This is a genomic window from Mesorhizobium sp. WSM4809 (assembly GCF_055811655.1).
In genome coordinates this window covers 62,382-83,709 of sequence record NZ_JBVVQW010000017.1, presented here as the reverse complement: position 1 = coordinate 83,709, position 21,328 = coordinate 62,382, and the positions used below count along the sequence as shown (strand labels likewise).

The following is a 21,328-nucleotide window of genomic DNA, read 5'->3' as shown; positions in this document are numbered from 1 at the left end:
TCCGCGGGCCCCCCCAACGCCATCGTCACCCTCTCAAAAAGTCCGACTGCCCAGTTTGTCACCCCTTCGCCGGATACGCAAGAAGGCCGTTCGCCGCGCAATGACGCCACCATTCTCGAGGCGCAAAGCCTATCATGGCTCGAACCGAACTGTCGTTACGCGAAGGTCCGGAAAAGCGATTGAGTGCGGGCATTTGAAGCGGTCCAAGCATTCCAGCCGCTTTGCGCCCGCGCGCGGTGCGATGATTCGGCGCGCCTGCATTTGATCAGCTTGAGGAAATAGCGCCGGTCGGTTTGCTCTCAGATGGGGAGGAGGTGGACGTGGTTTGACCCACTCTGCATAGTCGTCGGGCAGCATGTCTTCCAGCTATATGAGATTGTGCTTTTCCGGGGAGAGGACCAAGTTATCGGGAAAGGGCGTGGTCGGCTATCGAATCAGTGCTTAAACTGCGATGGAAATCCCGCAACTTCAGATGCCGATGATCAGACCTCTCAAACGTTCTACGCAATCCCAACAAGTGCTGGTTACGGGAGGTTCCGGCTTCCTCGGTATGTACTGTATTTTGCAGCTGCTCGATCTTGGATACCGGGTTAGATGCACTGTACGCTCGCTGACACGCGAACCAGAAGTTCGTCGTACACTCGAGCAGATGGGCGCATCATCAATTGGCGCTTCTCTTTCCTTCATCGAGGCAGATTTGAGTGCCGATCCCGGTTGGGATGATGCCGCCGCCGGTAGCTCCTACGTGCTACATGTCGCCTCTCCATTTGCCGTTGGACAAAAGGGTGGCAATATTGACACCATCGGCATCGCCAGATCTGGCACACTACGAGTGTTGCGAGCAGCACATGAAGCGAAGGTTAAACGGCTGGTGATCACATCGTCATTCGTTGCCATGAGTTACGCTCGCGATATGGACACCGCTGAATTCACTGAGGCCGATTGGAGTGACTTGAGCATTCCCACTCTCACCGCCTACGTCAGATCGAAGACGTTAGCCGAAAAAGATGCCTGGGATTTTGTGAGGCGAAAAGGTGGGCCAGAGCTTACAGCAGTAAACCCGACGGTGATATTGGGGCCGGTCATGTGCCCCGACTATTCTCCGTCAATTTCACTCATCCAACGTATGCTGGACGGAAATCTGCCGTTAGCTCCGAAGCTTTCCTACGGGATCGTGGACGTCCGCGACGTCGCCGATCTACACATTCGCGCTATGACCGATCCTGCAGCAAATGGCGAGCGGTTCGTTGCAATAGCGGGTGAAACGATGAGCATATACGAGATAGCCCGGGTGCTCAGGTCGCGGCTGGGTGCTCATGGAGCAAAAGCGCCGCGATTTGAGATGCCAAACTGGGCGATGCGACTTCTCGCTTTGGTCAGTCCTGCGGCAAGTGCTATCGTCGGCATGTCTGCTTTACGGGGACAAAGCTGCCTACGGCCTCCGATGACAAGCAAAACTGCTGCCACCTACGACTCGTCCCTCTCATCGCGCAAATTAGACACAACGCGGCGGTTCTGCGACCTGCAGGCGGCGTCGGGGCAGTCGCGGACGAGCCTCTCCTTGCCGTAGCCCTTGGCCCACATGCGATTGCGGTCTATGCCGCCCGCGGCGAGGTAGTCCATCACCGCATCGGCGCGCTGCTGCGACAGCGCCGTTTCACTTGCGCCGGGATCGTCGGCGAAACCCTGCAGCTTGAGCAGCCAGCGCGGATGCTTTGCTAACCAGGCGATCTGGGTGTCGAGGGTGGCCTTGGCGACAGAATCGAGCGCAACCGAACCTTGTGTGAAATAGGTGCGGCGGCCGACATTGAGGATAAAATCCTCCTCGCTGCCCGGCTGCACGTTCTGGAAGCCGGCAATCTCGGCGTTGGTGACGTCTGGCGTGGAAGGGGCCAGCGTGTTGCTGGTCGAGCAGGATGCGACAAACACCAGCAGGCTGGCAGCGAGCAGCCGGCGCGTGTTTTCAATCATGCGGTTCATCAGGCGCCAATCATTCGACAGTTGTGGAAGCGGGCGCCTGGTCGGCGATGTGCGGCAGCACCTCCACCGCGGTGCCGATCGGGCACCGCTGGTAGAGGTCGATGATGTCTTCCGGGAACATGCGGATGCAGCCGCTGGAAGCGTCGGTGCCGATGCTCCATGGCTCCAGGGTGCCATGCAGGCGGTAGCCGATGTCGGCGCCGTCGCGGTACAGATAGAGCGCGCGCGGCCCGAGCGGATTGTTGGACGCGCCGCCTGCGACCATCGGCGGTAGGTCCGGCTTGCGCTTACGCATTTCGGGGGGCGGGACCCATCGTGGCCACAGCGCGCGGCGGTCGATCGTCGCGCGGCCGTACCATTTGAAGCCGTCCTTGCCTACGCCGACGCCGTAGCGGATGGCGGTCTTGTTTTCCATGATGAGGTAGAGGAAGTGGTGGCGGGTATCGACCACGACAGTGCCGACCGGCTCGCTGCTGAAATACTTCACGATCTGGCGATGCCATCTCTTGTCGATCTTGGCGAAGTTGGTCTTGCGATAGACAAAATTGTTGTCGCTGGCGTCACCGGCGAAAAAGGATTTTGCCGTCGCGGCTAGAACGATATTGCCGGTTGCACCGACCGCGACCAGCGCCAGGCCGCCGATCACGACTCCCCTGCGTGATAAAACCATCGGCAATCCCCCATGCCTTAAGTCTGGCAGACCATAGTCGAGAATGATTTCGCCTCAAAGTGGAAAATGCTGCAGCGGGCCGGATGCGACCCGAAGCCGGACCTTCGATACGCCTCGGATTCACGGGCCGAAGCCAATCCTTGCGACTTCGAGCCTCGAACCTGCCACGCATTCAGAAGCCGTATAAAGCGATGGCGATTCCGAAGACGATGACGACCAAAATGCCGATGAAGGTCGGTGCTGTTACGATGAAAGCTGCCGGGACCAGGTATAGGTTGCGCCAAGCTAGCGTTGCCGTAACGATCGCGATGATGGGGGAGACCACGAAATAGACCGGGGTACCCCAGTCGTCACCGCCAAAGTCGAGCCCTTGCTCAGCGACCGAAGGCAGCATCGAAAACCAGCCCAGCATGATGCTGCCGGCTAACGCCAGGTTAGTGCCGCGAAGATCGCCTCGAAGAGCCAGCACAAAGGCCGCCATGGCCGCAATCGTCTGGAGCCCGCCTGTCATGGCCGCTGTCCATCCGGCCATCCCGGAGCCCGGGTTTGACACGCCCATGAACACATAGGCTACCAACGACAGACCCAGATACGCCTGCAGCGCCGCCGTTAGAAAGAGAAGCGGCCATACTGCCTTTTCCGCCGCTGATTTGTCTTGCTGCTCCCCGCTTGCCATGTTCTGGTCTCCAAATTCTGGGGCTGCCTCGCCTATCCTGCGGCCTGGTCGGAGCCTGTCTGAAGAAGCGGCTCTCTGCGGGGAGTTCTCACCCGGAGGAGGCGTTTTGCAACCTCACTCCCACGCGAGTCTGGTTCAAAGCGTCTTCAGCAACTATGTCCACATATGGGATCGCAGGAGTTCGCCTCAACGACCGAAACAAGGCGCTTAGCATACGCGGCTCCACTCGGAAATGGAGCTGCATCTGTAGGTTTCCGTAGCCTCAGCAGTTCCAGGGCATCTTCTACCGCGTCGCTCCAGCCATGCGAGAAGGCTGGAGCGTGCGTCGCTCATCAACTCGAACTGAACAGGTCGGCCGGTGTTCTGTTGGATGACCGCTGCGCGCCGGCAGACGGTTGATGAGCGTGGGGCCGCAACTAGAATGGCAGCTTTCAGGAATAGATGGGCTACTTTCAGCTCCGGTATTTTGCGGCCGACCAAATTGGCCTAATCCTGCAGGCGTGCGAGACGCCCGCCGTCAAAAACAACGGCTGCGCAGGCCGGATGCCGCCTGATGGCACCTAGGTCCTCCCCAGCGGTCTTAGTTCACGATGCAGGACGGCACCCCTGCGATCGGCTGAATCCGGTCAGCGTGTGCTTCGGGTTCAGGGCGCAACATCAGGCGGTGTCATTTGCACGGATGGCGGCGAACCAACCACCGCGCCAGGGGCGCCAGATTGTTGGATCTCTACTTCGCGGCTCACACCTTGGTGAGCAGCTTGCATCTCCGGAACAGTGAAAACCGGCACCTCGCCCTTGAAACCCTGGAGCTCAAAGGCGCCCGCCTGGACGACCGGCATCGATGCTCCTGCCGCAAAGCCGGGTCCGAGCACCAGGGGGATGCCCAGCTTCTTGGTCGTGGACTCGAGACGTGCCACGCGGTTCACCGGGGAGCCGATTGCGGTGTAATCGAAGCGTCGTTGGGAGCCGAAATTGCCTACCGAGCAGATGCCGGTCTCGATGGCGACGCCGATTTCGATCGAGCGATGGCCATCCGCAGTGAAGGCGGCATCTTCGCGCTTCACCCGCTCGATCAGGGCAAGACCCGCGTCGAGCGCACGCTCGCGATGATCGGGTTGATCAAGCGGCGCGTTCCAGAAGGCCAGCACCGCATCGCCCATGAACTTGTCGATGGTGCCGTCGCGCTTGAGTATCTCATCGGTCGCAATACCAAGGAAATGGTTGACTACCTTGGCGATCTCATGGGTATCGAGCTGTTCGCTCATCGTCGTGAAGCCGCGTATGTCGCTGATCAGGATTGTGATCTCGCGCTTCTCGCCAGACAGGATTGCCTCGGTGTCCGAGCTTGCGAGGCGCTGCACCACGGAGGGCGACAGATATTGGGAGAACTGTCGCGCCAAGGTGGACCGGCGCTGCTCGCTGCGCCTGTAGAGGACATAGCCTTCGAAGCCCGCAACCATGATCGTTGCAAGCGCCGGCTGCAGCGGGTCATAGAGTGCACCCTGCATGCTGTACTCGAGAGCGCCGAACACAAACGGCGTGACGGCCAGCAGCGCCAGTGCGAGGGCGCCAAGCACGACACGCCCGGCGAGCACTCCGGACAGCCCGATGAAAACGACGGCACTGAGGAGAAACCAGAGCCGCTCGAGCATACGCGCGTGCGTTGGCTCGGCCAGGTAGCTCCCGGCAAGCATCTGGCCAACCGCGTCGGCGTGGATGTCCGCTCCTGATCGTGCTGGACTCCTTGGCGTGGGCAGGTACTGCGTCAGTCCCACAGCCGACAGGTCGACAATGGCGATGGCGTCGCGCAGCCGCGGATCGCCATGGCGCGAAAGGATAGTGCTGGCAGACAGGCGGGGCGCATCGGTGGCGGTTTGCCAGAGGCGGATGCTCCCCTCCGGCTCGAGCGGCACAATGGCGCCGGCCATCCTGAGTGCGTCGAACCCGGCTGCATTCATCCGGGCTATGTACCCGTCCTGTCCAGCGTAAAGGCGCAGGAGCTCGAGTGCGAAGGACGGCCACAGCTGCACGCCTTGAGCGGTGTTGCGAAGCCAGAGCAGCGGCACATGGCGCAGTACGCCGTCGGGATCGGGCAAGGTGCGAATCACTCCAAGGCCCGCGGCAGTGTTCGAGAATTCGGCAAGCGAGCCGGTCAAGCCGGTGAAGCCGGGAAGTGTATCGGGTACTTGCCCGACGATCGACCAGCCGGCTTTGGGTTCTGCTTCTGAAACTGTCGCCTCATTGCCTAGGCTGACGGCAAGCGCCGTTCGATTTTTGGCCAGCGCCGCTGCTAAGTGCTTGTCTCCGGCGATGCCTTCAGGCGAGTTGTCGGCCTCGGGGAGTACCAGCGCAAGCCCGACCACCGCCGCGCCGGATTCGGTGATGCCATCGACCAGATCGGCCAAGAGGCCACGATTCCAAGGCCATCGCCCATGTGCCTTGAGGCTGGCGTCATCTATCGAGACGATCACGACAGGATTGCTCGTCGCCTGGCGTGGGGCGAGAAACTGATAGAAGTCGTACGTCCGCTCACGCAGACGCGACAACGGTGCGTCAAAAGCCAAATGGCAAGCGAGCAGCAGGAGCACGACCACAAGGCCGGATATTTTGCGCCTGCCAGCTTGCCGCCAATCAGCCCAGGGACTACCGACCAAGCGGCTCATCGTGGGGCCAGTCTAATCGCAGTAGTAACAGCAACGCTCACCCTCACACTCGCCCCTCCGCCCCCCGCTGCCCGCAGGTGGCATTGGGCTGTCAGGGAATTCCAAGATCACTCCTGGCAATGCGCCGTCCGTGGACCCGCAGACTTCGAGCGAGCCGCCGAGTGCCGATGCACAAATTGCGCTTACGTCCAACCCAGGACCCGGTGCCCCTGGCAGGCCGGTGCCCGCTATCCGGTCAATACTGTCCAATATCGGGAAGGTGTCGATGCCACCGTAGCCGGTCAGCAGCTTGCCATCTTCCGACGTGCAGGCGTAGCCCGGGTTTGTGATGACCAGTCGTTTGCCATTGATCGTGCAGGTCATGCGGCCGGCGCGCAATATGCCGACAGTTTGGCCGGCTGCCACCAGCACTTCGATGATGCCGCCTCTCGCCCCGAGCACCATGTGCGGCGTCGCAACCTGCATGACGCCCCCTTTAGAAACTTGGCCGCCATAAAAACGTGCCAGGCCGCTGTTCATCCCGATATCGATCTTTCCGGAACTGGAGCCCGGATTGTAGACGAATTCATCGATTGTCAGGCTGGTGTTCGGACCAATCTTGGCGCTCGATTCATCCCGGAACACCAGCATTCCAAGACCGGTGGGGTCACTGCGCAACTGGTCGCCGAGTTCGACGCCAGCACCAACGTTCATTGTCCCATCGTTGTTGCGGACGATGTTGGTCTGATAGGCTGTCATCGACCCGACTGTCTCAGCGGCGGATGGTACCGTGAAAGCAAGGCAGGCGATAAAAAGAGCGATCTGACGGTACCTCATCGAGGCCTCTTTCAATTGAGCGTCAACGTATAGCTCATGAGCATTTCGAACGATTTTCGGTCGCGGTTGGCGATGGCGAAGGTGGTTTCTCGACAGGCGAGATCAACGCTGATCTTCTGGGCTTCCGTCAGCTGAAAATCGCTTTCCGAGGCAATGCGCCAGAAGTCGCTCTTAATATTTGTGCCGATGCCGACCGAGAGATCGGGAATGTCGCTGTGGCCGGCTGAGAAGGCGATCTGGTGTGACCATGCGAAAAGATCCGGTACGTTCATCAACAGGCCGCCATAGCGGACCTCGCCTGAGTAGCTGCGGCCGATTTCTCCAGATCCGGAAGCGAAGTCATTCGAGCCGACAAAGCGCAGTCCGAGCGCCTGGCCATTGCGGAAGCGGTAGCTGCCGCCTGCCTCATAGAAGACCCTGCTGTCGGCGAAAATGCCTTGCGAGGCGCTTAGATCGATGTAGCCGCCACCGGCGAAGAGCGTCGTTTCGACCGTCGGTCGAACGAGGAAACGTCCACCAAGGCCAATGCCGGTTTCCTGAATATCGCTGTCGAAACGGTCTGTAACGGTAAACGCGGAGAGCAGCAGGCGAAGCGAATCGATCCCACTATTGGGCAGCCCCTTGTCCCAGGTAATCGCTGCGTTGCCGTGGACAAAAGTCTTATCGCTGCCCGGAACCGACAGGTCTTCCGTGAAAAAACGCTCTGTCGCCGTCAACGACCCTGAAAGCACCAGCGCGTCGGCACTTGGCGTGCCGAGGTCCCACCGGACAAAGCCTTCCGCCCGCCCGTAGGGCGAGACGAAGCTTTCCTCGTCCTGCGCCCCGCCCGGCGCAAAATCGGTGAATGCGCTGAATACGCCGCCGGTCAGGGCGAGTTCCCAGGTGACGCCACGCAACGCACGATCGATCCGGCCGAGGAGGCGAACAGCTTCCTGCTGCTCACCCGCTGTCAGACCGCCGACTTCGATGCCGTACTGCACCTGCCGCCGGGCCAATTCATAGGAGCCGACATGATAGTACAACCGGCTGGCCGCAAGCCGGGCGCGCGCATCGCGGGGGTATTGGATCAGATACTGCTCGATTGAGGAGATCGCCTGATCGTATTGGCCCGCGTTGACCGCAACCGTGACGAATTGGGCGAGCGTTCCATTGTCGGCCGGACTGGCGATGCGGGCCGAAAACGCATCGTCATAGGCCGTAAAAAGACCTTGTGCGCCGGCCGGCAATACCCCGCTAAAAAGCAGCGCTGCGGCGAAGCCGAAAATCGTGCGAGACGAAGATTGCATGCCGAGAACCCACCCCGACCGGACTAGTGCGAAGGAATCGCATGACTACAAGAAAAAAGGCGACTGAACTGCCACCAGATCATGCGAGCCTCAGCAGCTGTTGCAGCTGCGCAACAAGCTAACAGGCTTATTTCCTATTTTTGGCTGCGCTGGTCGCAAAAACGTCTGCTTGGAGTTGCTGGACGTAATTGAAATATTCGGCACCAGCGGCAAACAACCAGATCCTGAATGGCGGATCGCAAACCGACGAGGTTAATATTGCTTGCGCGATTCTGCGCGTGTTCTGGTCACTGAATAGGCTTCAAGGTCATCCACGGCCTATCCAAAGGTCTTCCGGCGCGTTGCGCAAGGGGTCAGAGAGCTACCGGAGGGTGCTTCTCACGATGCGTGCGCGATGCGGCCTGGCTCTCGCAATTCGCTGAACGCGACGAGATCAGCTTGTTGCCCCAATTCCCAGGGACGTACCTCGCTACAGCACGAGTATGGTGGCCAGCCCCAGCATCAGGCCCATGCCTACAATATCGGTCAAGGTGGTGAGGAAGATCGCCGAAGCGACCGCCGGGTCGGCGCCGACCCGGCGCAGGCCCAACGGGATCAGCACGCCGGAGATTCCAGACATGAGGCACGATCCGGACATGGCAAGCAGGATCACAAGTGCTAACATGGGCGCTTGGGCCGCCGACTCCGGTTGCCTCGAGGCGTAGAACCACATCGCCGCAGCCGCAAGAAGGCCGACAAGCAAGCCGTTGGCGATCCCGAGCGCGCCCTCTCTCACCACCAAGTGCAGCTTCGGTCGTTTGTCCACATCCCCCAGCGCAAGGCCACGCAGCGTCATAGCCAGTGCTTGGCAGCCCGTGTTTCCGCTCTGCCCGGCCAAGACCGGGAGGAATGCCGCCAGCGTGACGATCTTCTCGATGGTTCCTGTGAACGAACTGACCACGAATGCGGCCATGAAGGCCGTCAGGAGGTTCAACTGCAGCCACGGATGACGCTTCAAGAAGGCTGAAAACAGCGGCGTGAAAGAGCGCTCCTCCTTCTGGACACCTACCATTTGGCCAGACTGAGCGGAAATCTCAATGACTTGCTGCTCGAACAAGCGCCAGCCGCGAACCTGCCCGAGCAGCCGGTTCTCCGCGTCCACCACCGGATAGACAGGGTAGTGACGCCGTACCGCTGCCTTGCAGGCGTTGCTCAAAGAGAGACCTACATCAAGAGCGAACGGCTTGGGCAGCATGATCTGGTCGACAATGGCGTCCGGTTCGCTCAGCATCAGATCGCGCAGGACCACCAGGCCAACCAGTTTATTGCCCTCGTCCGTGACGTAGAGATAAGTGAGTTCGGTCGGCACCTGGGCGCGTCTGACAGCTTCCACCGAGGCAGCAACCGTCGTCCCGACAGGAACGCTGGCGGAAATCGGGTCCATTACCTCGACAAGCGACTCGGGGATCGCGAAATCCTCGCCATCGTCAGGGGGCCTGATGGGCCGCATATGCGATGGCAAATGCTCGGCCACCTTGCGGGCGTGCCCCTCTGGCAACAGCTCTAGTGTGTCGCGGATGAACTCGGGAGACTCTCTGGCCAGCAATTCAGCTGCGTCGTCGGGTGCTCGGGCACGCAGTGTGCGCACCAACTTCTGAACGCCGGTCTCATCTTTCATTCGCTATAACCCCCAGTTGAAGGTCACATAATATGTTAAGTACCGGATCGCACCAATGTGGAAATACTCAGCTTCTTCCTGCCCCAGCAGTCCGCCTTGGCTCTCGAAGTTACTGCGGCCTAAAACGAGTTGACATACGCCGCCTGACGCATGCGTCGACCCGGCAGACGCCATCTCACCTGGGTGATCCGGACCGGTCCGGAATTCCTGCCTGAGCGATCAATGGCCGTCTTGGGAAATGCATGTGGGCAATGGCGGGTTGGAGAGTCTGATATCGTTGCGCATCGAGAGCTATGGCGCGGTCACTGATGTCTGCTTCTTGGAAGCGGCTGCTAATATCTCAATGACCGAGACGAAGCGCAAAGACGCCATTCGCAAAAGTCTGGTCAGACTGAATGTCTGAGATACGCTTAAGCCAACATCAGGATTCGGCGTGCCGAACGCTCGGCGGTAAGCTGCCGTTCTAGCTTGGCGTCCTCGGGCAAAGTTTCTCTCGTCAGCTCACGACTCCATCCCCCGTCGTTCGCGAGCGAACGGCACTATTCTGATACCCGCCGTCCACCAGGCGGACGACGAACTGGGCTCGAAGTCGACCTGGGACCTGTGCTGCGGTTAAGCATCCCACGTGATGATCGCGGTCGACAACTAGGTCGGCGAATTGGAAACGACCGCCACTCCAGCAAATCTGCTTTAGAGCAAAATTGCACGCCGGCTTACAGGCTGTGCGCAGCAGAGCCAATTCTCTTGCGATGCCGCCCCGCTTACGACAGGATTGCCGCAACTGGAGGTTAGCCTATGACGCCAGACCCCTTGCGGCCCGACCAGCTGCCACTCGACACTCCGCCTGTGCAATACCTGAACCTGGACCCGTCGCTTTATGTACGCGATGATATCTGGCAGCAGGAACGGTGCAGCATCTTCGCGCACACCTGGCAGTTCATGGGGCCTGTCGCCTCGGTCGCGACGTCCGGTCAATACCTTGCCATCGACATCGCCGGCACGCCGATCTTCGCCATCCGGGGCCGGGACGGGACCTTGCGCGGATTTAAGAACGTCTGCCGCCACCGGGGGGCGAAACTTCTGGCCGATGGCGCGGGCAAATGTGGGCTGATCGTTTGCCCCTATCACAAATGGTCCTTTGCCGACACCGGACGGCTGGTGCAGGCCCCATGGTATGGCAAGGATCCCGCGATCATCGCCGAAGACTGGCCGCTGGAGACGGTGCACTTGTCGGAATGGCGCGGGCTGCTCTTCGCGGCACTCGACCCGAAGGAAAGTCTTCTGGATCAACTTGGCTCTCTGCCCGACGAACTGGCGGACGAGCCGTTGGAGACCTATGCCGCCACCGATCAGGCCACCGTCAGCTTTACGGCGAACTGGAAGATCTACACCGACAATTTCGTCGAAGGCTACCACATCCCTGGCACACATCCCTCGTTCTACGCTGCCATCGACTTCGAAGCTTTCCAGACCACCGCCCATCCCGGTTATGTCCGGATGACCGCACCGCCGAAAGACGGTCTGTTCTATCGCGGCAAATGGCTTTGGATGTGGCCGAACTGGACGCTATCGCTTTTCGATGGCGGCATGAACGTTAGCCGGATCAACCCGACCTCACCGCATCACACAGACCAGCATTACCATTTCTTCTTTGCCGATATCGCTGCAGAAGCATCCGAGAGCAGGGCGAAATCTGTGCAAGGCACTCTGGCCGTGGTACGCGAGGACTACGCCATCTGCGCCGATACGCATCGCAACTATGCCGCAGGAGCCTATAGCTCCGGCCCGCTCTCGGGGCGGCATGAGCGGGGAGTGCAGTATTTCCAGGAACGTGTCGCTGCGGCACTGGGGCTGTGAGCGCCCCTGGCGTCCTTGTCCGCCGGATAGCTCGGCGCCGGCACGAGAGCCCTCCGGCCAGTCGAATAGGGCGGGCACGGTAAGACGAGTTACGAGCGTCGTGGCAATCGGAGCTCGCTCAATGCGGAGAGCAGATCGGCGCACGCGGCTTTGACGACCAAGTTTAGCAGGCTGGAGCTGATTGGCCCGATCGGCACTGATCGCAGGTTCTCTGCCCGTGAGGCGCGGCTGCTGCTCCGGCAACGCCTGCGTCAGCCCAGTCGCACGGCCGGCCGAGCACAGCTATCCGGTCATCTTCTGGCCCCGGGCGATCAAGGTTTCGTGGTAAGCGACCAAGGACTTGGCATGAAGTCGCGTGCGATAGCGTTCCGAGAATAGGCGTCATTCGATTGCATTCATTTGATAGGATGCAAGATGCCCGGCACTGCTCTTGTTCTGACCCCTAATAGGCGCCATCACGAGACCTCATACTGCTGCGCCAGCGAAGCGGAAAGCTGGTCGGCGAAACGTGCAGCGGCCACCGGTAGGGTGCGGCCCTTGAGTTGGCCGACATAGAGCATGCCAGCGGGCACGTCGCGCAAGTCGAGCGGCCGGGAGATCATGTCACCGGTCATCGTCTGGTGGGATAGGCCAATCGGGAAATGGAAGGTGATGATATCCTCTGAGATAGCGTGGTTGCGCAGGAATTCGAAGCTGTCTGACTGAATCACCGGCTCCAGCTGCAGCGATGACGATTGCGCCCCGATGTCGAGCAGGTAGCGCACACCGTAACTTGATGTGGGAAGCGCGATTGGATAGTCGAGGCAAGCGCGCAAGCGCACCGTCTCGTGAGAAGCCAGCGGATGATGGGGCCGCATAACCGCATGCACCGGCTGGTGCACCCGTATTAGTGTCATGAAGGCAGCCAGCCGGGTTGGCTCGTAGACGATGGCAATGTCGGCCGTGTGATCGACCAAGGCACGCTCGGCCTCCTCCCGGTCGCGCAGGTGCACTCCGAAGGTCACATTCGGATGTTCCTTGCGGTAGAGTGAGATCTGCATCGGCAGATGGTAGGGCAATAGCGCCTGGCTGCAGGCGATCGCCACATGGCCGCGCCGGGCGCCAGCAAGGTCTGCAATCTGCGATTTCACGTGCTCCATATCGGATAACTGGTTGCGCATGTGCTGCACTAGAAGTTCGCCGGCGCTGGACAATCGCACGCCGTGAGGCAGTCGCTCGAAAATGGCAACGCCGAGTTCGGCCTCCATCGCCAATATACGCCGATTGAGCGCCGTCGAGGTTATGGCGAGCAATTCCGCGGCGGCGCGGATCGAACCGGTCTTGGCCACCACATCGATATAGTGAGCGGAGTTCAGGTAACGCATCGGCAGCCCCCGGCATCACCGCTGCAATTCTTGCAGCAGGCTGAACAAAACATAGCACAAGACAGCAGCGCCGTCATCGAGGATAATTAATCCTGTCGAAGAAGCATCTTCAAGCGACATTGATTTTTTAAAGACAATGAAAGATGGAATAATGTTTGTTCCACTTTCTTCAACTAATTCATCGATCGAATGGAGCAATCATGCGCCACATATCAATTGTAATATTAGCTTCTCTCGGTCTTGTCGCCCTTGCAAATGTATCGGCGATCGCCGTCGAACAATGTGGCGACGCGACCGCGTCATCTGGCCTGCCAGGTTATAATCATCAATGTGGTGTGACCTCTAAGGACAGCATCGATGAAAGCGCTCTAGCGGACGTAGGCGAGCATAAAAGCTGCGGTTCGGATTGTGCGCAAGTCTACAGTCTTTGTAATACCAGCAGGGGTAGAGACTGTCGCCAAGAGTACAAAATCTGTTCTTGGAACTGCGTCTTTGGTGCGGCAATGACGATTCGCTAGTAAAGAAACCCGACATTTGAAATTGCGCCGGAGTAGGGTACCAACCCGCATACGTGCGCTGGAGATATCGTGGGGCCACACCCTTACGCTGAGGCCCCGGCGCCTGGCCCGCCCATTGAGGTGGCTCCTTGTGTCAAACGCGCCAACACGTTTCGTTTCAAAGAAGGTTAGCAAGCAGGCGCGCGGCTGCACCATGGTAACTAACGCAGACCTGTTTAGCCATCGGTAGCGAACACCAAGCAGTAAGTTCGGCAACGAGAATGTCGTCGTTCCCATTCACCGGCGTGGTGCTAAGTTGTCCCTGCTTGTTCATCATGATCGCTACGGTTCCGTTTGCGCCATAACCGATAGCTGCCATCCTTTGAATGCGAGTGTCGTCCTCGACGCGAATATCGAACAGAACAGAGCCACCAGTCTTTTCCGCGACGTCAGCCACTCGATCGGCAAACGGCCGATTGATATTGGCGAAAGACTGCTCGAACAAAACCAGTTCAACATACTCCGCCTTCATTGCGTGAGAGTGCGCGGCATGACGCGCAGAACCAATAGGCCATGCACGTCTTATCCACACAAAAACGACCGCCACTGAGGGTGGCCTCTTCCACAGAAAACAACATAATCACCACCCAAACACCTTCGCGCGACAACGCGTTTAGGCCAGAGATGAGACGTCCTCTTCATTAGGCCTGGAACCACTGGTTTCAGCGCCAGGGTTTCTGTATTGCGGAAATTGTACCCTGAATCGGCTGCGACATCAGAGCTATCTGGTCCAGCCTCGTTCCCGAGGCCAGCTGGGGCGCAATCAGTCGCAGACAACCGTGGGCGAGATTTGGTTCGGTCAGCGCTGGAATGACGCTGCTGTCACTGTTCCCGCTTTAGAGGAAATGTGGCGTCGCCATCCTTCTCGCCTGATAAAACGCGCGGATTGGCGCTTGAGACACCGTCGTTCTTTCCGCCTTTGTGGTGCTCTTCTGATTGGCCTCGCGCGTCTGCTTCAAGCTCCTTGCCGGGGCGCTTGCCAACTTTCTTGTCGACCGATTTTTCCACCATCAGCCTCTCCTTTGTGAAGCAATGGCAACTCTTCGATCGGCCTGAGGTTCCGGGACAATCGGCCATCGGACCTCTGCCGCCCAAAGGCGATTTCGGTCTTCGCGTCCTCCGACCCTGGGCATTTCAGGTCGTGGCAAAGTTGGACTTCAACGGCCGACATGAGGCGCATTGGAGTCCGGCAGCTTTGGGGCCGTCTGCTGTCCTTCCGGTTTGGGCGCGATGGGCTAGAAGCTGGCGTTCCCCTTGCGACCCGAGTCGGTCATGTGATGTGGGCGCCAGAACCCCCAAAGGCGGACGGTCGACAGCCTTTTGAGGTGAGCGTAACGAGATCCCGTCAACGGGTGGATGCCGAAAGACGGCACCGACCCGAGATCAGTAGCTTTATCATTTTTTGAATTCTGCGCGGTAAGGTTCCGCGCATGTGGTTGAAGACTTACTTGATCATCACCGGCGTCGGCGCGTTCGTGGCGCTGACAATGCCATGGCTGGTCATCATCGGCAGTTTCCTGATCATCCCGGGGCTCATCCTCGGGTCGATGCCAACGGCCTTCATGTATGGCATCGCTTTCGCGCTGTTCTGCTTGCTGCTCGGAAGTTTCCTTTCAGGCGTTCCTCTGAACGTCATGTCGGGCGCCGCGACGCTGGCACTGTTTTGGACCATCCCCCAGCCAGGCCTCACCTGGGCGAGGGGCATGCTGGCCAGCCTGGAGGAGCCGGACATTCAGTCGAACGCACCGATTGCGCTCAAGGGCGATATTCTCCTCGCCCGCCCGTTCGAGGGCCGTTGCGATGCATTGTGCGCGGCCTTGCTCAAGACCCCGGGCGTCACTTCGGTCCGCGTCCAGACCCTTCGCGGTCATTCCTATACCTACCGCGTCGTGCCAGACTCGACGCCCGGAAAACGAAGCACCGTCATCGGGCATGGCCTGCTGGAAGAGCGGCGCTACGATGCCTCCGATCCGCTCGCCCCTCAGCGCGCGCTGGAATCCGAATGGAACCTGATGATGTCAGAGGGCAAGGCGCTGCTGCAAAGCGACGACGCCCCCGAACCCGACTTCACCATCGCTATCGAGGACGGCCCTGCCGCGCCCGATTCCAAGCCCCGATCGGGACGGTTGGATTGGTCGCTCGAACCCTCCGCACCCCACCGCAAGGCGCTCACCATCACCGACGCCGGTGAACAGGTGCTGCTGCGGCAGTCGATCCTGTCGATCTTTGCCCCGGCGGCGCCGTTGCTGATCGGGACTTCGGGCGGGATCGAGAACTTCCGGTTCGGCTGGGCGCGTCTGCGGCTCGGTGACGGAAGGATGTACGCCGAGGTTCCGGTCAACCGGCTGCTGCTCGACCACACCAGCGTTTCGCGCGGCGTGAATATGGAAGCGGCGAAAGCGAGAACGCGCGAGGAACTTGCCAGAGCGCTCGACGATCCGCGTAAGCCGGTGAGCGGTCCCGTGTTCGCGCTCGCCAATCAATGGATGGACTCGTTCCGCGCGAACGACCAGCCGCTCGGCGAAAGCGACCGGCGCCTGCTGGTTCGCGTCTTGGAGGACCCACGGGTGCGATCCCCAGACGGGCTGTGGGCGATCATCAAACAGGTCGATGGCGACTCCGCCGATCTGCGGCGGCTCGCCGCCCGCCGCTACCTCGCGGCCACCGACAAGAAGGAGGCGCGCCACTGGATCAATGCCCTGGCCGGCCTCCCTGTGGGTGCATACACCGATCCTCTGCCCGAAGAGCGCGCGATTCTCGCAGATCCGGCGGTCAGCCGCTTTGCCACCGACCTGATCAAGCGCCAGGGGGACCGCGGCGTCGATGCCGTGCCCGACCTGTTGCGGCTGCTGCGCGAGTACTCCGTCTACGATCCGGGCAAGTATGGCTTCAGCGACCTGACCGCGGCTACCGATGCCGTGCGTAGCGGCTTTCGCCGCATTGGCCCTGCGGCCTCTTTCGCGCGGCCTGAGATCGAGCAGCTCTTGGCTTCGCCGGGTCTGAAGTACCGCTACAAGACGCTCGGCCAGGAAGAATGGGACACGCTGCTGGTCGTCCTCGGGAAGCCTGTCGAAACGCTTACCAAGCCGGAAAACCGAAGTGGAACCGACGCGAGGTACCGCGAGCGCGTCGCTAAACGGGCCGCCAAGCCTTACGAACCACGCCGGGATTGATCGCCGAAACGGGACGAAGAATCTTCGCGGGCAGAGCTAGCCGCTTCGTCCTACCGGTCTTTCCGATATTCCATGGTGTGCGACCGTGCGGCGGGATCAAATCGAGTAACCCGTCGTGTTACTCCTCCGGTTTTGATTGGCCACTCGAGAAACGAGAGATGAAGGCAGAAGCGGGGCCGATAGCGAAACGGCAGCTTCCGGCTTCGCGATCAAGGATATCACAAGTTTAACCGCCGCGGGCGGTGTCGCCACCTGCTCTTGCCTCCGCATATTCCGTTGACGAAGTGTTCAAGCGGGAACGATCTGACAGAAAGCGGCGCCAGCCCCCAAATGACGAGATATCAAAAGCGCCCAGCAAGCCCACGGATTCCACTAGAAAACCTTTGGCGGTGCTGCCGTCATCAAGCTCTATATTGCCAATGCCCAGGGGCGACGGGATGGCGGCCACAAAGTGGCCGAATGCGTCGGCAGGTAGCCGCCAAACCTCTACCTCGATCGCAGTGCCGCCGTTTTCAACACGGACCAGTCCCGGCTTAGGCGTGGTCTGGCCCGCGAGCTCATATAGCTTGTATGAAGATGCCGTCCTCATCGCCCGGCAGAACCGGGCACCAGCCTCCTTGAGATGGCCATTGAGCGGCATTCCCGAGAGGTGAGCGCCGACCACCACCAACTCGATAGTGCCATCTTCGACTGATGCGCCGACAGGCTGCGCGCTCGGCTGCCGCCAGCCAGTCGCGCCGAGGGTGGGACTGCTCGCGGCATGGAGATCGCGCGCGACGGATGCTACAAGGCCGTCCGCTCCGGCGGCCGCAAGCAGCGTCACGCTCATCGGCAGCCCGTCGTCGCGCTTGCCGGTCGGCACGGCGATGCCGCACATGTCCAGAAGATTGACGAAATTGGTGTAGGTGCCGAGCCGGCTGTTGGTCTCGACGGGATCGGTGAGCACGGTAGCAGTGGTATAGTGCGTTGGGGCGGTCGGCACGCAGAACAGGTCGACCGAGGCGATGACCGGGGCGAGCTTCGCCTTGTAGGCCTGCAAGGCGTAGAGGCCGCAAAAGGCGTCTGCCGCCGACAGGTTACTGGCGCCGCCGATGATCTTGCGCGTCACCGGATGCAAGGCGGCTTCGTTGGCTTCCATGAAATCGCGGATCGCCGCATAGCGCTCGGCCACCCAGGCACCCTCATAGAGTAGGTTGGCGGTGGCGTAGAAATCGCCGAAGGGGATTTCGACCAGCCGGCAGCCAAGCCGCGACAGAATGGCAAGCGAAGCTTCGAAACCAGTCTGCATGGCCGTATCGCCGAAGAATTTGAGCTCCGCTTTTACAGGCACGCCGACGGTCAGCACCGGTTGGCGCGCGGCGAGCGGCTGGACGGCGATGTCACGCGAATAAGGATCGGCAGCGTCGCGCGCGGCGGCAACGGAGAACACCCCATACGCATCATCGACGGTCAGCGCGAACACCGAGACGCAATCGAGCGTGCGGCAGGCCGGCACGACGCCGGCGGCCGACAACGCGCCGACCGTCGGCTTCAGCCCGACGATGTTGTTGAGGCCGGCCGGAATGCGGCCGGAGCCGGCGGTGTCGGTGCCAAGCGCGAAGGAGACGATGCCGCGCGCCGTCGCCACCGCCGACCCCGAGGAGGAGCCGCCTGGCACAAGCGCCTCGTCGATGGCATTGCGCGGGATCGGCCAGGGCGTGCGCACGCCGACGAGGCCGGTGGCGAACTGGTCGAGATTGGTCTTGCCGACGACCAACGCACCGGCCGCTTTCAGCCGCGCCACAACGGTGGCGTCTTTCTCGGGCCAATAGGTGTATTCGGCGCAGGCGGCCGTCGTGGGCATGCCGGCGACGTCGATGTTGTCCTTGACGGCGAAGGGAATGCCCCAGAGCGGCTTTGTCGCCGGGTCGAACGGACCGAGTGCCGCGGCCTGGGCTAGGAGATCCGCCTTGGCGGTGAGATGGATGAAGATGCCCGGGTCGTCGGCCGCTTCGATGCGGGTGAAGATCGTCGCGATCACATCGCCAACGGCGAGGCCTCCCCGATAGGCTGCGTGAAGGCTCGCTATGTCGAAATGGATATCGCTCATTTCGTCTTCTCCAGAATGATCACCGGCAGGTCCCACTGGATCAGCACGACGCAACCGTCCTTCGTCCACACCGAATGCTCGGTGCCGACCGGGTTCAGGATGACGCTGCCAACGGGATAGTCGCCGTTCTCGTCGCTCTGGGTGCCTTCCAGCACGACGATGGTTTCCAGCCCGACATGTCGGTGTCGCGGCACGCTGGCGCCGGACCGGTATTTCAGGATCGCGACCGACGGCTCGACCGGCCCGCCCTTCAGCAGCCAGTGCACGCTGATGCCGTCGCGGAAATATTCGAACGCGAGATCGCGCCAGCCGCCGTCGAGCAGGCCGGCAAAGGCAAAATTAGGCATTGGCAATTCCCTCGAGCACCTGGTCGGTCGTTGCCGTCCAGCCGACGATGGCGCCCTGCGCCCGGATCATGGCTAGTGCCGCCGCCTTGAATTCGGGAAAATAGCTTTCCGTCGCGTCTTCGGCGAGCAGGCACTCATAGCCGCGATCGTTGGCCTCGCGCATCGTCGTCTGCACGCAGACCTCGGTGGTGACGCCGGCGAAAACCAGCTGCTGTGCGCCGAGCCGCTTCAGCTCGCCACCGAAGCTGGTCGCGTAGAAGGCGCCCTTGCCGGGCTTTTCGATGACGATCTCGCCCGGCAGCGGCGCAAGCTCGTCGAGGATTGCGGTGCCCGGCTCGCCGACGATCAGCACGCGGCCCATCGGCCCGACATCGCCGATGCGGATCGCCGGATTGCCGCGATTGCGCTTGGCCGGCGGCAGGTCCGACAGGTCGGCGCGGTGGCACTCCATGGTGTGGATCACCGGCAGGCCGGCGGCGCGAAAACCTTCGATCAGTTTCTTCACCGTCGGCACGATCGCGGCCACCCGGCTGACGTCGTTGCCAAGGCTGGCGCCGAAGCCGCCGGGCTCGGCGAAATCGCGCTGCATGTCGATGACGACCAGCGCCATCGTCTGCGGCTTGAAGGAGAAGGCGAACGGCTGCGCATCAATCTCCGCCATCAGTGATGTCCCGCCATATGCTCGCCGATGGTCTGCACGCTCGCTTGCGCGATCGGCGTCTCGTAGACCAGCGCGCCGTCCGACATGACGAAAATGCGGTCGGACAGTTCCAAAAGCTCGTCGATGTCCTCCGACATCAGCAGCACTGCCGCACCCGCATTGCGCGCCTTCATGATGCGGGCGCGGATTTCGGCCACCGCCGAGAAGTCGAGGCCGAAGCACGGGTTGGAGACGATCAGCAGGTCGACCTCGCCGGTCAGTTCGCGCGCCAGCACGGCGCGCTGCACATTGCCGCCCGACAGCGAGGCGATGGGCGAGGATAGCGAGGCGGTCTTGACCTTGAACTGCTCGACCAGCTTGGCGCTGAACGCGCGTATGGCGCTGGCGCTGATCCAGTTCACCGGCCTGCCGTTGCCGTCGATGTCGAAGGTGCGGAAGGAGATGTTCTCGGCCACCGTCATTTTTGGCGCGCAGGCATTCTTCAGCGGCTCTTCCGGGATGAGCCGCACATTGAGCGCGCGCGCCTCGGCCCGCGTCGCCGCATAGGCGGAGCCGCGTACCAGCACCTCGCCACCGTCGCGCGGCCGCTGGCCGGCCAGGACCTCGAGGAATTCCTTCTGGCCATTGCCGGAAATGCCGGCGATGCCGACGATCTCGCCCGAACGCACGCCGAGATTCTCGATGCGGATCGACTTCAGCCCGGTGCGGTCCGGCGCCTTCAGCGATTTGACCTTGAGCACGATCTCGGCATCGGGTTTCGGCGCCGCGCGACTGTCGAGCGCGGCGATCGGCTGGTCGCCGATCATCATCGCCGCCATCGCCTTGTGGTCGAGGTCGGCGACGCGGCCGGTTCCCGTCAGCCTGCCCTTGCGCAGCACGCTGACATCGTCGGCGAAGGCGGTGACCTCATGGAATTTGTGCGAAATCATCAGCACGGTGAGGTCGCCGGCCTTGGTCATGTCGCGCACCAGCCCCAGCACCTCCTGCGCCTCACCGGGCGTCAGCACCGAGGTTGGCTCGTCCAGCACTAGAAAGCTGCGGCCAAGATAGAGCTGCTTGATGATTTCGAGCTTCTGCTTTTCGCCGGCGGCGAGTTCCGCCACCTTAACGTCGAGCGGCAGCTTGAACGGCATGCGCTCCATGAACACGGCAAGGTCGGCTCGTTCCCTACGCCAATCGATAATGCCCGGAACCTTCTCGCGCGAGATGACGAGGTTTTCCGCACCGGTCAGCGACGGCACCAGCGTAAAATGCTGATAGACCATACCGAGCCCGAGCGCCGAGGCGTCGCGCGGACTAGCGATCGCCACCTCGCGGCCATCGACCAGCAGGTCGCCTGATGTCGGGTGATAAAAACCCATCATGCATTTGACCAGCGTCGACTTGCCGGCGCCGTTCTCGCCGAGCAGCGCGTGGAAGGAGCCCGCCGGCACCTTCACCGACACGGCATCCAGCGCCGTGAAGGCGCCGAAGCGCATGGTCATGCCGATGGTCTCGACGCCGACCGCTTTCCTGTCATTCATCGCGGCCTC

18 protein-coding genes are annotated in these 21,328 nt (G+C 61.1%); 3 read left to right on the top strand and 15 right to left on the bottom strand.

Going from position 1 to position 21,328, the window contains the following annotated elements; all coding sequences use genetic code 11:
- Positions 1 to 451: 451 nt before the first annotated feature.
- Positions 452 to 1,570: an SDR family oxidoreductase gene (locus AC0L24_RS28295; protein WP_127807739.1), complete on the top strand. Its 1,119-nt coding sequence runs from the start codon at positions 452 to 454 to the stop codon at positions 1,568 to 1,570.
- Here AC0L24_RS28295 and AC0L24_RS28290 read toward each other — a convergent pair.
- The 7 genes from AC0L24_RS28290 to AC0L24_RS28260 form a co-directional block, all read right to left on the bottom strand.
- On the bottom strand, positions 1,468 to 1,980 hold the full coding sequence (locus AC0L24_RS28290; RefSeq protein WP_127807740.1) for an OmpA family protein: 513 nt from the start codon (positions 1,978 to 1,980) through the stop codon (positions 1,468 to 1,470). The two genes, AC0L24_RS28295 and AC0L24_RS28290, sit on opposite strands and share 103 nt — an antisense overlap.
- 10 nt (positions 1,981 to 1,990) lie before the next feature.
- A complete protein-coding gene (locus AC0L24_RS28285; protein ID WP_127807741.1) occupies positions 1,991 to 2,650 on the bottom strand; it encodes a L,D-transpeptidase in 660 nt (219 codons plus the stop codon).
- A gap of 172 nt (positions 2,651 to 2,822) precedes the next feature.
- A complete protein-coding gene (locus AC0L24_RS28280) occupies positions 2,823 to 3,326 on the bottom strand; it encodes a hypothetical protein (RefSeq protein WP_128308788.1) in 504 nt (167 codons plus the stop codon).
- A 644-nt stretch (positions 3,327 to 3,970) separates the two neighbouring features.
- Complete coding sequence (locus AC0L24_RS28275) at positions 3,971 to 5,914, bottom strand: CHASE2 domain-containing protein (protein WP_164873694.1); 1,944 nt, start codon at positions 5,912 to 5,914, stop codon at positions 3,971 to 3,973.
- A gap of 87 nt (positions 5,915 to 6,001) precedes the next feature.
- On the bottom strand, positions 6,002 to 6,727 hold the full coding sequence (locus AC0L24_RS28270; RefSeq protein WP_164873695.1) for a FecR domain-containing protein: 726 nt from the start codon (positions 6,725 to 6,727) through the stop codon (positions 6,002 to 6,004).
- A gap of 89 nt (positions 6,728 to 6,816) precedes the next feature.
- Positions 6,817 to 8,031, bottom strand: a complete 1,215-nt coding sequence (locus AC0L24_RS28265) for a tetratricopeptide repeat protein (RefSeq protein WP_164873696.1) — start codon at positions 8,029 to 8,031, stop codon at positions 6,817 to 6,819.
- A 529-nt stretch (positions 8,032 to 8,560) separates the two neighbouring features.
- Positions 8,561 to 9,748: a magnesium transporter gene (locus tag AC0L24_RS28260; RefSeq protein ID WP_127332122.1), complete on the bottom strand. Its 1,188-nt coding sequence runs from the start codon at positions 9,746 to 9,748 to the stop codon at positions 8,561 to 8,563.
- 810 nt (positions 9,749 to 10,558) lie between these two features.
- On the opposite strand from AC0L24_RS28260, the gene AC0L24_RS28255 reads away from it, so the two are divergent.
- Complete coding sequence (locus AC0L24_RS28255; RefSeq protein ID WP_473564471.1) at positions 10,559 to 11,605, top strand: aromatic ring-hydroxylating oxygenase subunit alpha; 1,047 nt, start codon at positions 10,559 to 10,561, stop codon at positions 11,603 to 11,605.
- Between the two features lie 455 nt (positions 11,606 to 12,060).
- Here AC0L24_RS28255 and AC0L24_RS28250 read toward each other — a convergent pair whose 3' ends face one another.
- The 4 genes from AC0L24_RS28250 to AC0L24_RS28235 form a co-directional block, all read right to left on the bottom strand.
- Positions 12,061 to 12,969, bottom strand: a complete 909-nt coding sequence (locus AC0L24_RS28250) for a LysR family transcriptional regulator (RefSeq protein WP_127322614.1) — start codon at positions 12,967 to 12,969, stop codon at positions 12,061 to 12,063.
- Positions 12,970 to 12,984: 15 nt separating this feature from the next.
- Positions 12,985 to 13,167 (bottom strand): hypothetical protein, encoded by a 183-nt coding sequence (locus tag AC0L24_RS28245; RefSeq protein ID WP_127322615.1) that lies wholly within the window; start codon positions 13,165 to 13,167, stop codon positions 12,985 to 12,987.
- Between the two features lie 477 nt (positions 13,168 to 13,644).
- Positions 13,645 to 14,073, bottom strand: coding sequence for a hypothetical protein (locus tag AC0L24_RS28240; RefSeq protein WP_245466439.1), 429 nt, complete (start codon positions 14,071 to 14,073; stop codon positions 13,645 to 13,647).
- Between the two features lie 275 nt (positions 14,074 to 14,348).
- Positions 14,349 to 14,537 carry a hypothetical protein gene (locus AC0L24_RS28235; RefSeq protein WP_127322616.1) on the bottom strand — a complete coding sequence of 63 codons (189 nt, stop codon included), beginning with the start codon at positions 14,535 to 14,537 and terminating at the stop codon, positions 14,349 to 14,351.
- 437 nt (positions 14,538 to 14,974) lie between these two features.
- Between AC0L24_RS28235 and AC0L24_RS28230 the strand changes: the two genes are divergently transcribed.
- The gene (locus tag AC0L24_RS28230) at positions 14,975 to 16,699 is read left to right on the top strand and encodes a hypothetical protein (RefSeq protein WP_127807747.1); all 1,725 of its coding nucleotides are present in this window, start codon (positions 14,975 to 14,977) and stop codon (positions 16,697 to 16,699) included.
- A 226-nt stretch (positions 16,700 to 16,925) separates the two neighbouring features.
- Here AC0L24_RS28230 and atzF read toward each other — a convergent pair whose 3' ends face one another.
- Genes atzF through AC0L24_RS28210 form a run of 4 tightly spaced genes read right to left on the bottom strand, consistent with a single transcriptional unit; the run spans position 16,926 to position 21,319 of the window.
- Complete coding sequence (atzF, locus tag AC0L24_RS28225) at positions 16,926 to 18,788, bottom strand: allophanate hydrolase (protein WP_127807748.1); 1,863 nt, start codon at positions 18,786 to 18,788, stop codon at positions 16,926 to 16,928.
- Positions 18,785 to 19,135, bottom strand: a complete 351-nt coding sequence (locus AC0L24_RS28220) for a cupin domain-containing protein (RefSeq protein WP_127399298.1) — start codon at positions 19,133 to 19,135, stop codon at positions 18,785 to 18,787. Before AC0L24_RS28220 ends, atzF begins: the two co-directional genes overlap by 4 nt.
- A complete protein-coding gene (locus AC0L24_RS28215; protein WP_127807749.1) occupies positions 19,128 to 19,796 on the bottom strand; it encodes a cysteine hydrolase family protein in 669 nt (222 codons plus the stop codon). Before AC0L24_RS28215 ends, AC0L24_RS28220 begins: the two co-directional genes overlap by 8 nt.
- Positions 19,796 to 21,319, bottom strand: coding sequence for an ABC transporter ATP-binding protein (locus AC0L24_RS28210; protein WP_127807750.1), 1,524 nt, complete (start codon positions 21,317 to 21,319; stop codon positions 19,796 to 19,798). The genes AC0L24_RS28215 and AC0L24_RS28210 overlap by 1 nt, the downstream gene beginning before the upstream one ends.
- Positions 21,320 to 21,328: the final 9 nt, after the last annotated feature.

Excerpts from the sequence above, each read along its gene's own strand:
- AC0L24_RS28295 (WP_127807739.1), top strand. The coding sequence starts at position 452 with ATGGAAATCCCGCAACTTCAGATGCCGATGATCAGACCTCTCAAACGT.
- AC0L24_RS28290 (WP_127807740.1), bottom strand. The coding sequence starts at position 1,980 with ATGAACCGCATGATTGAAAACACGCGCCGGCTGCTCGCTGCCAGCCTG.
- AC0L24_RS28285 (WP_127807741.1), bottom strand. The coding sequence starts at position 2,650 with ATGGTTTTATCACGCAGGGGAGTCGTGATCGGCGGCCTGGCGCTGGTC.
- AC0L24_RS28280 (WP_128308788.1), bottom strand. The coding sequence starts at position 3,326 with ATGGCAAGCGGGGAGCAGCAAGACAAATCAGCGGCGGAAAAGGCAGTA.
- AC0L24_RS28270 (WP_164873695.1), bottom strand. The coding sequence starts at position 6,727 with ATGACAGCCTATCAGACCAACATCGTCCGCAACAACGATGGGACAATG.
- AC0L24_RS28260 (WP_127332122.1), bottom strand. The coding sequence starts at position 9,748 with ATGAAAGATGAGACCGGCGTTCAGAAGTTGGTGCGCACACTGCGTGCC.
- AC0L24_RS28250 (WP_127322614.1), bottom strand. The coding sequence starts at position 12,969 with ATGCGTTACCTGAACTCCGCTCACTATATCGATGTGGTGGCCAAGACC.
- AC0L24_RS28235 (WP_127322616.1), bottom strand. The coding sequence starts at position 14,537 with ATGGTGGAAAAATCGGTCGACAAGAAAGTTGGCAAGCGCCCCGGCAAG.
- atzF (WP_127807748.1), bottom strand. The coding sequence starts at position 18,788 with ATGAGCGATATCCATTTCGACATAGCGAGCCTTCACGCAGCCTATCGG.
- AC0L24_RS28220 (WP_127399298.1), bottom strand. The coding sequence starts at position 19,135 with ATGCCTAATTTTGCCTTTGCCGGCCTGCTCGACGGCGGCTGGCGCGAT.
- AC0L24_RS28215 (WP_127807749.1), bottom strand. The coding sequence starts at position 19,796 with ATGGCGGAGATTGATGCGCAGCCGTTCGCCTTCTCCTTCAAGCCGCAG.
- AC0L24_RS28210 (WP_127807750.1), bottom strand. The coding sequence starts at position 21,319 with ATGAATGACAGGAAAGCGGTCGGCGTCGAGACCATCGGCATGACCATG.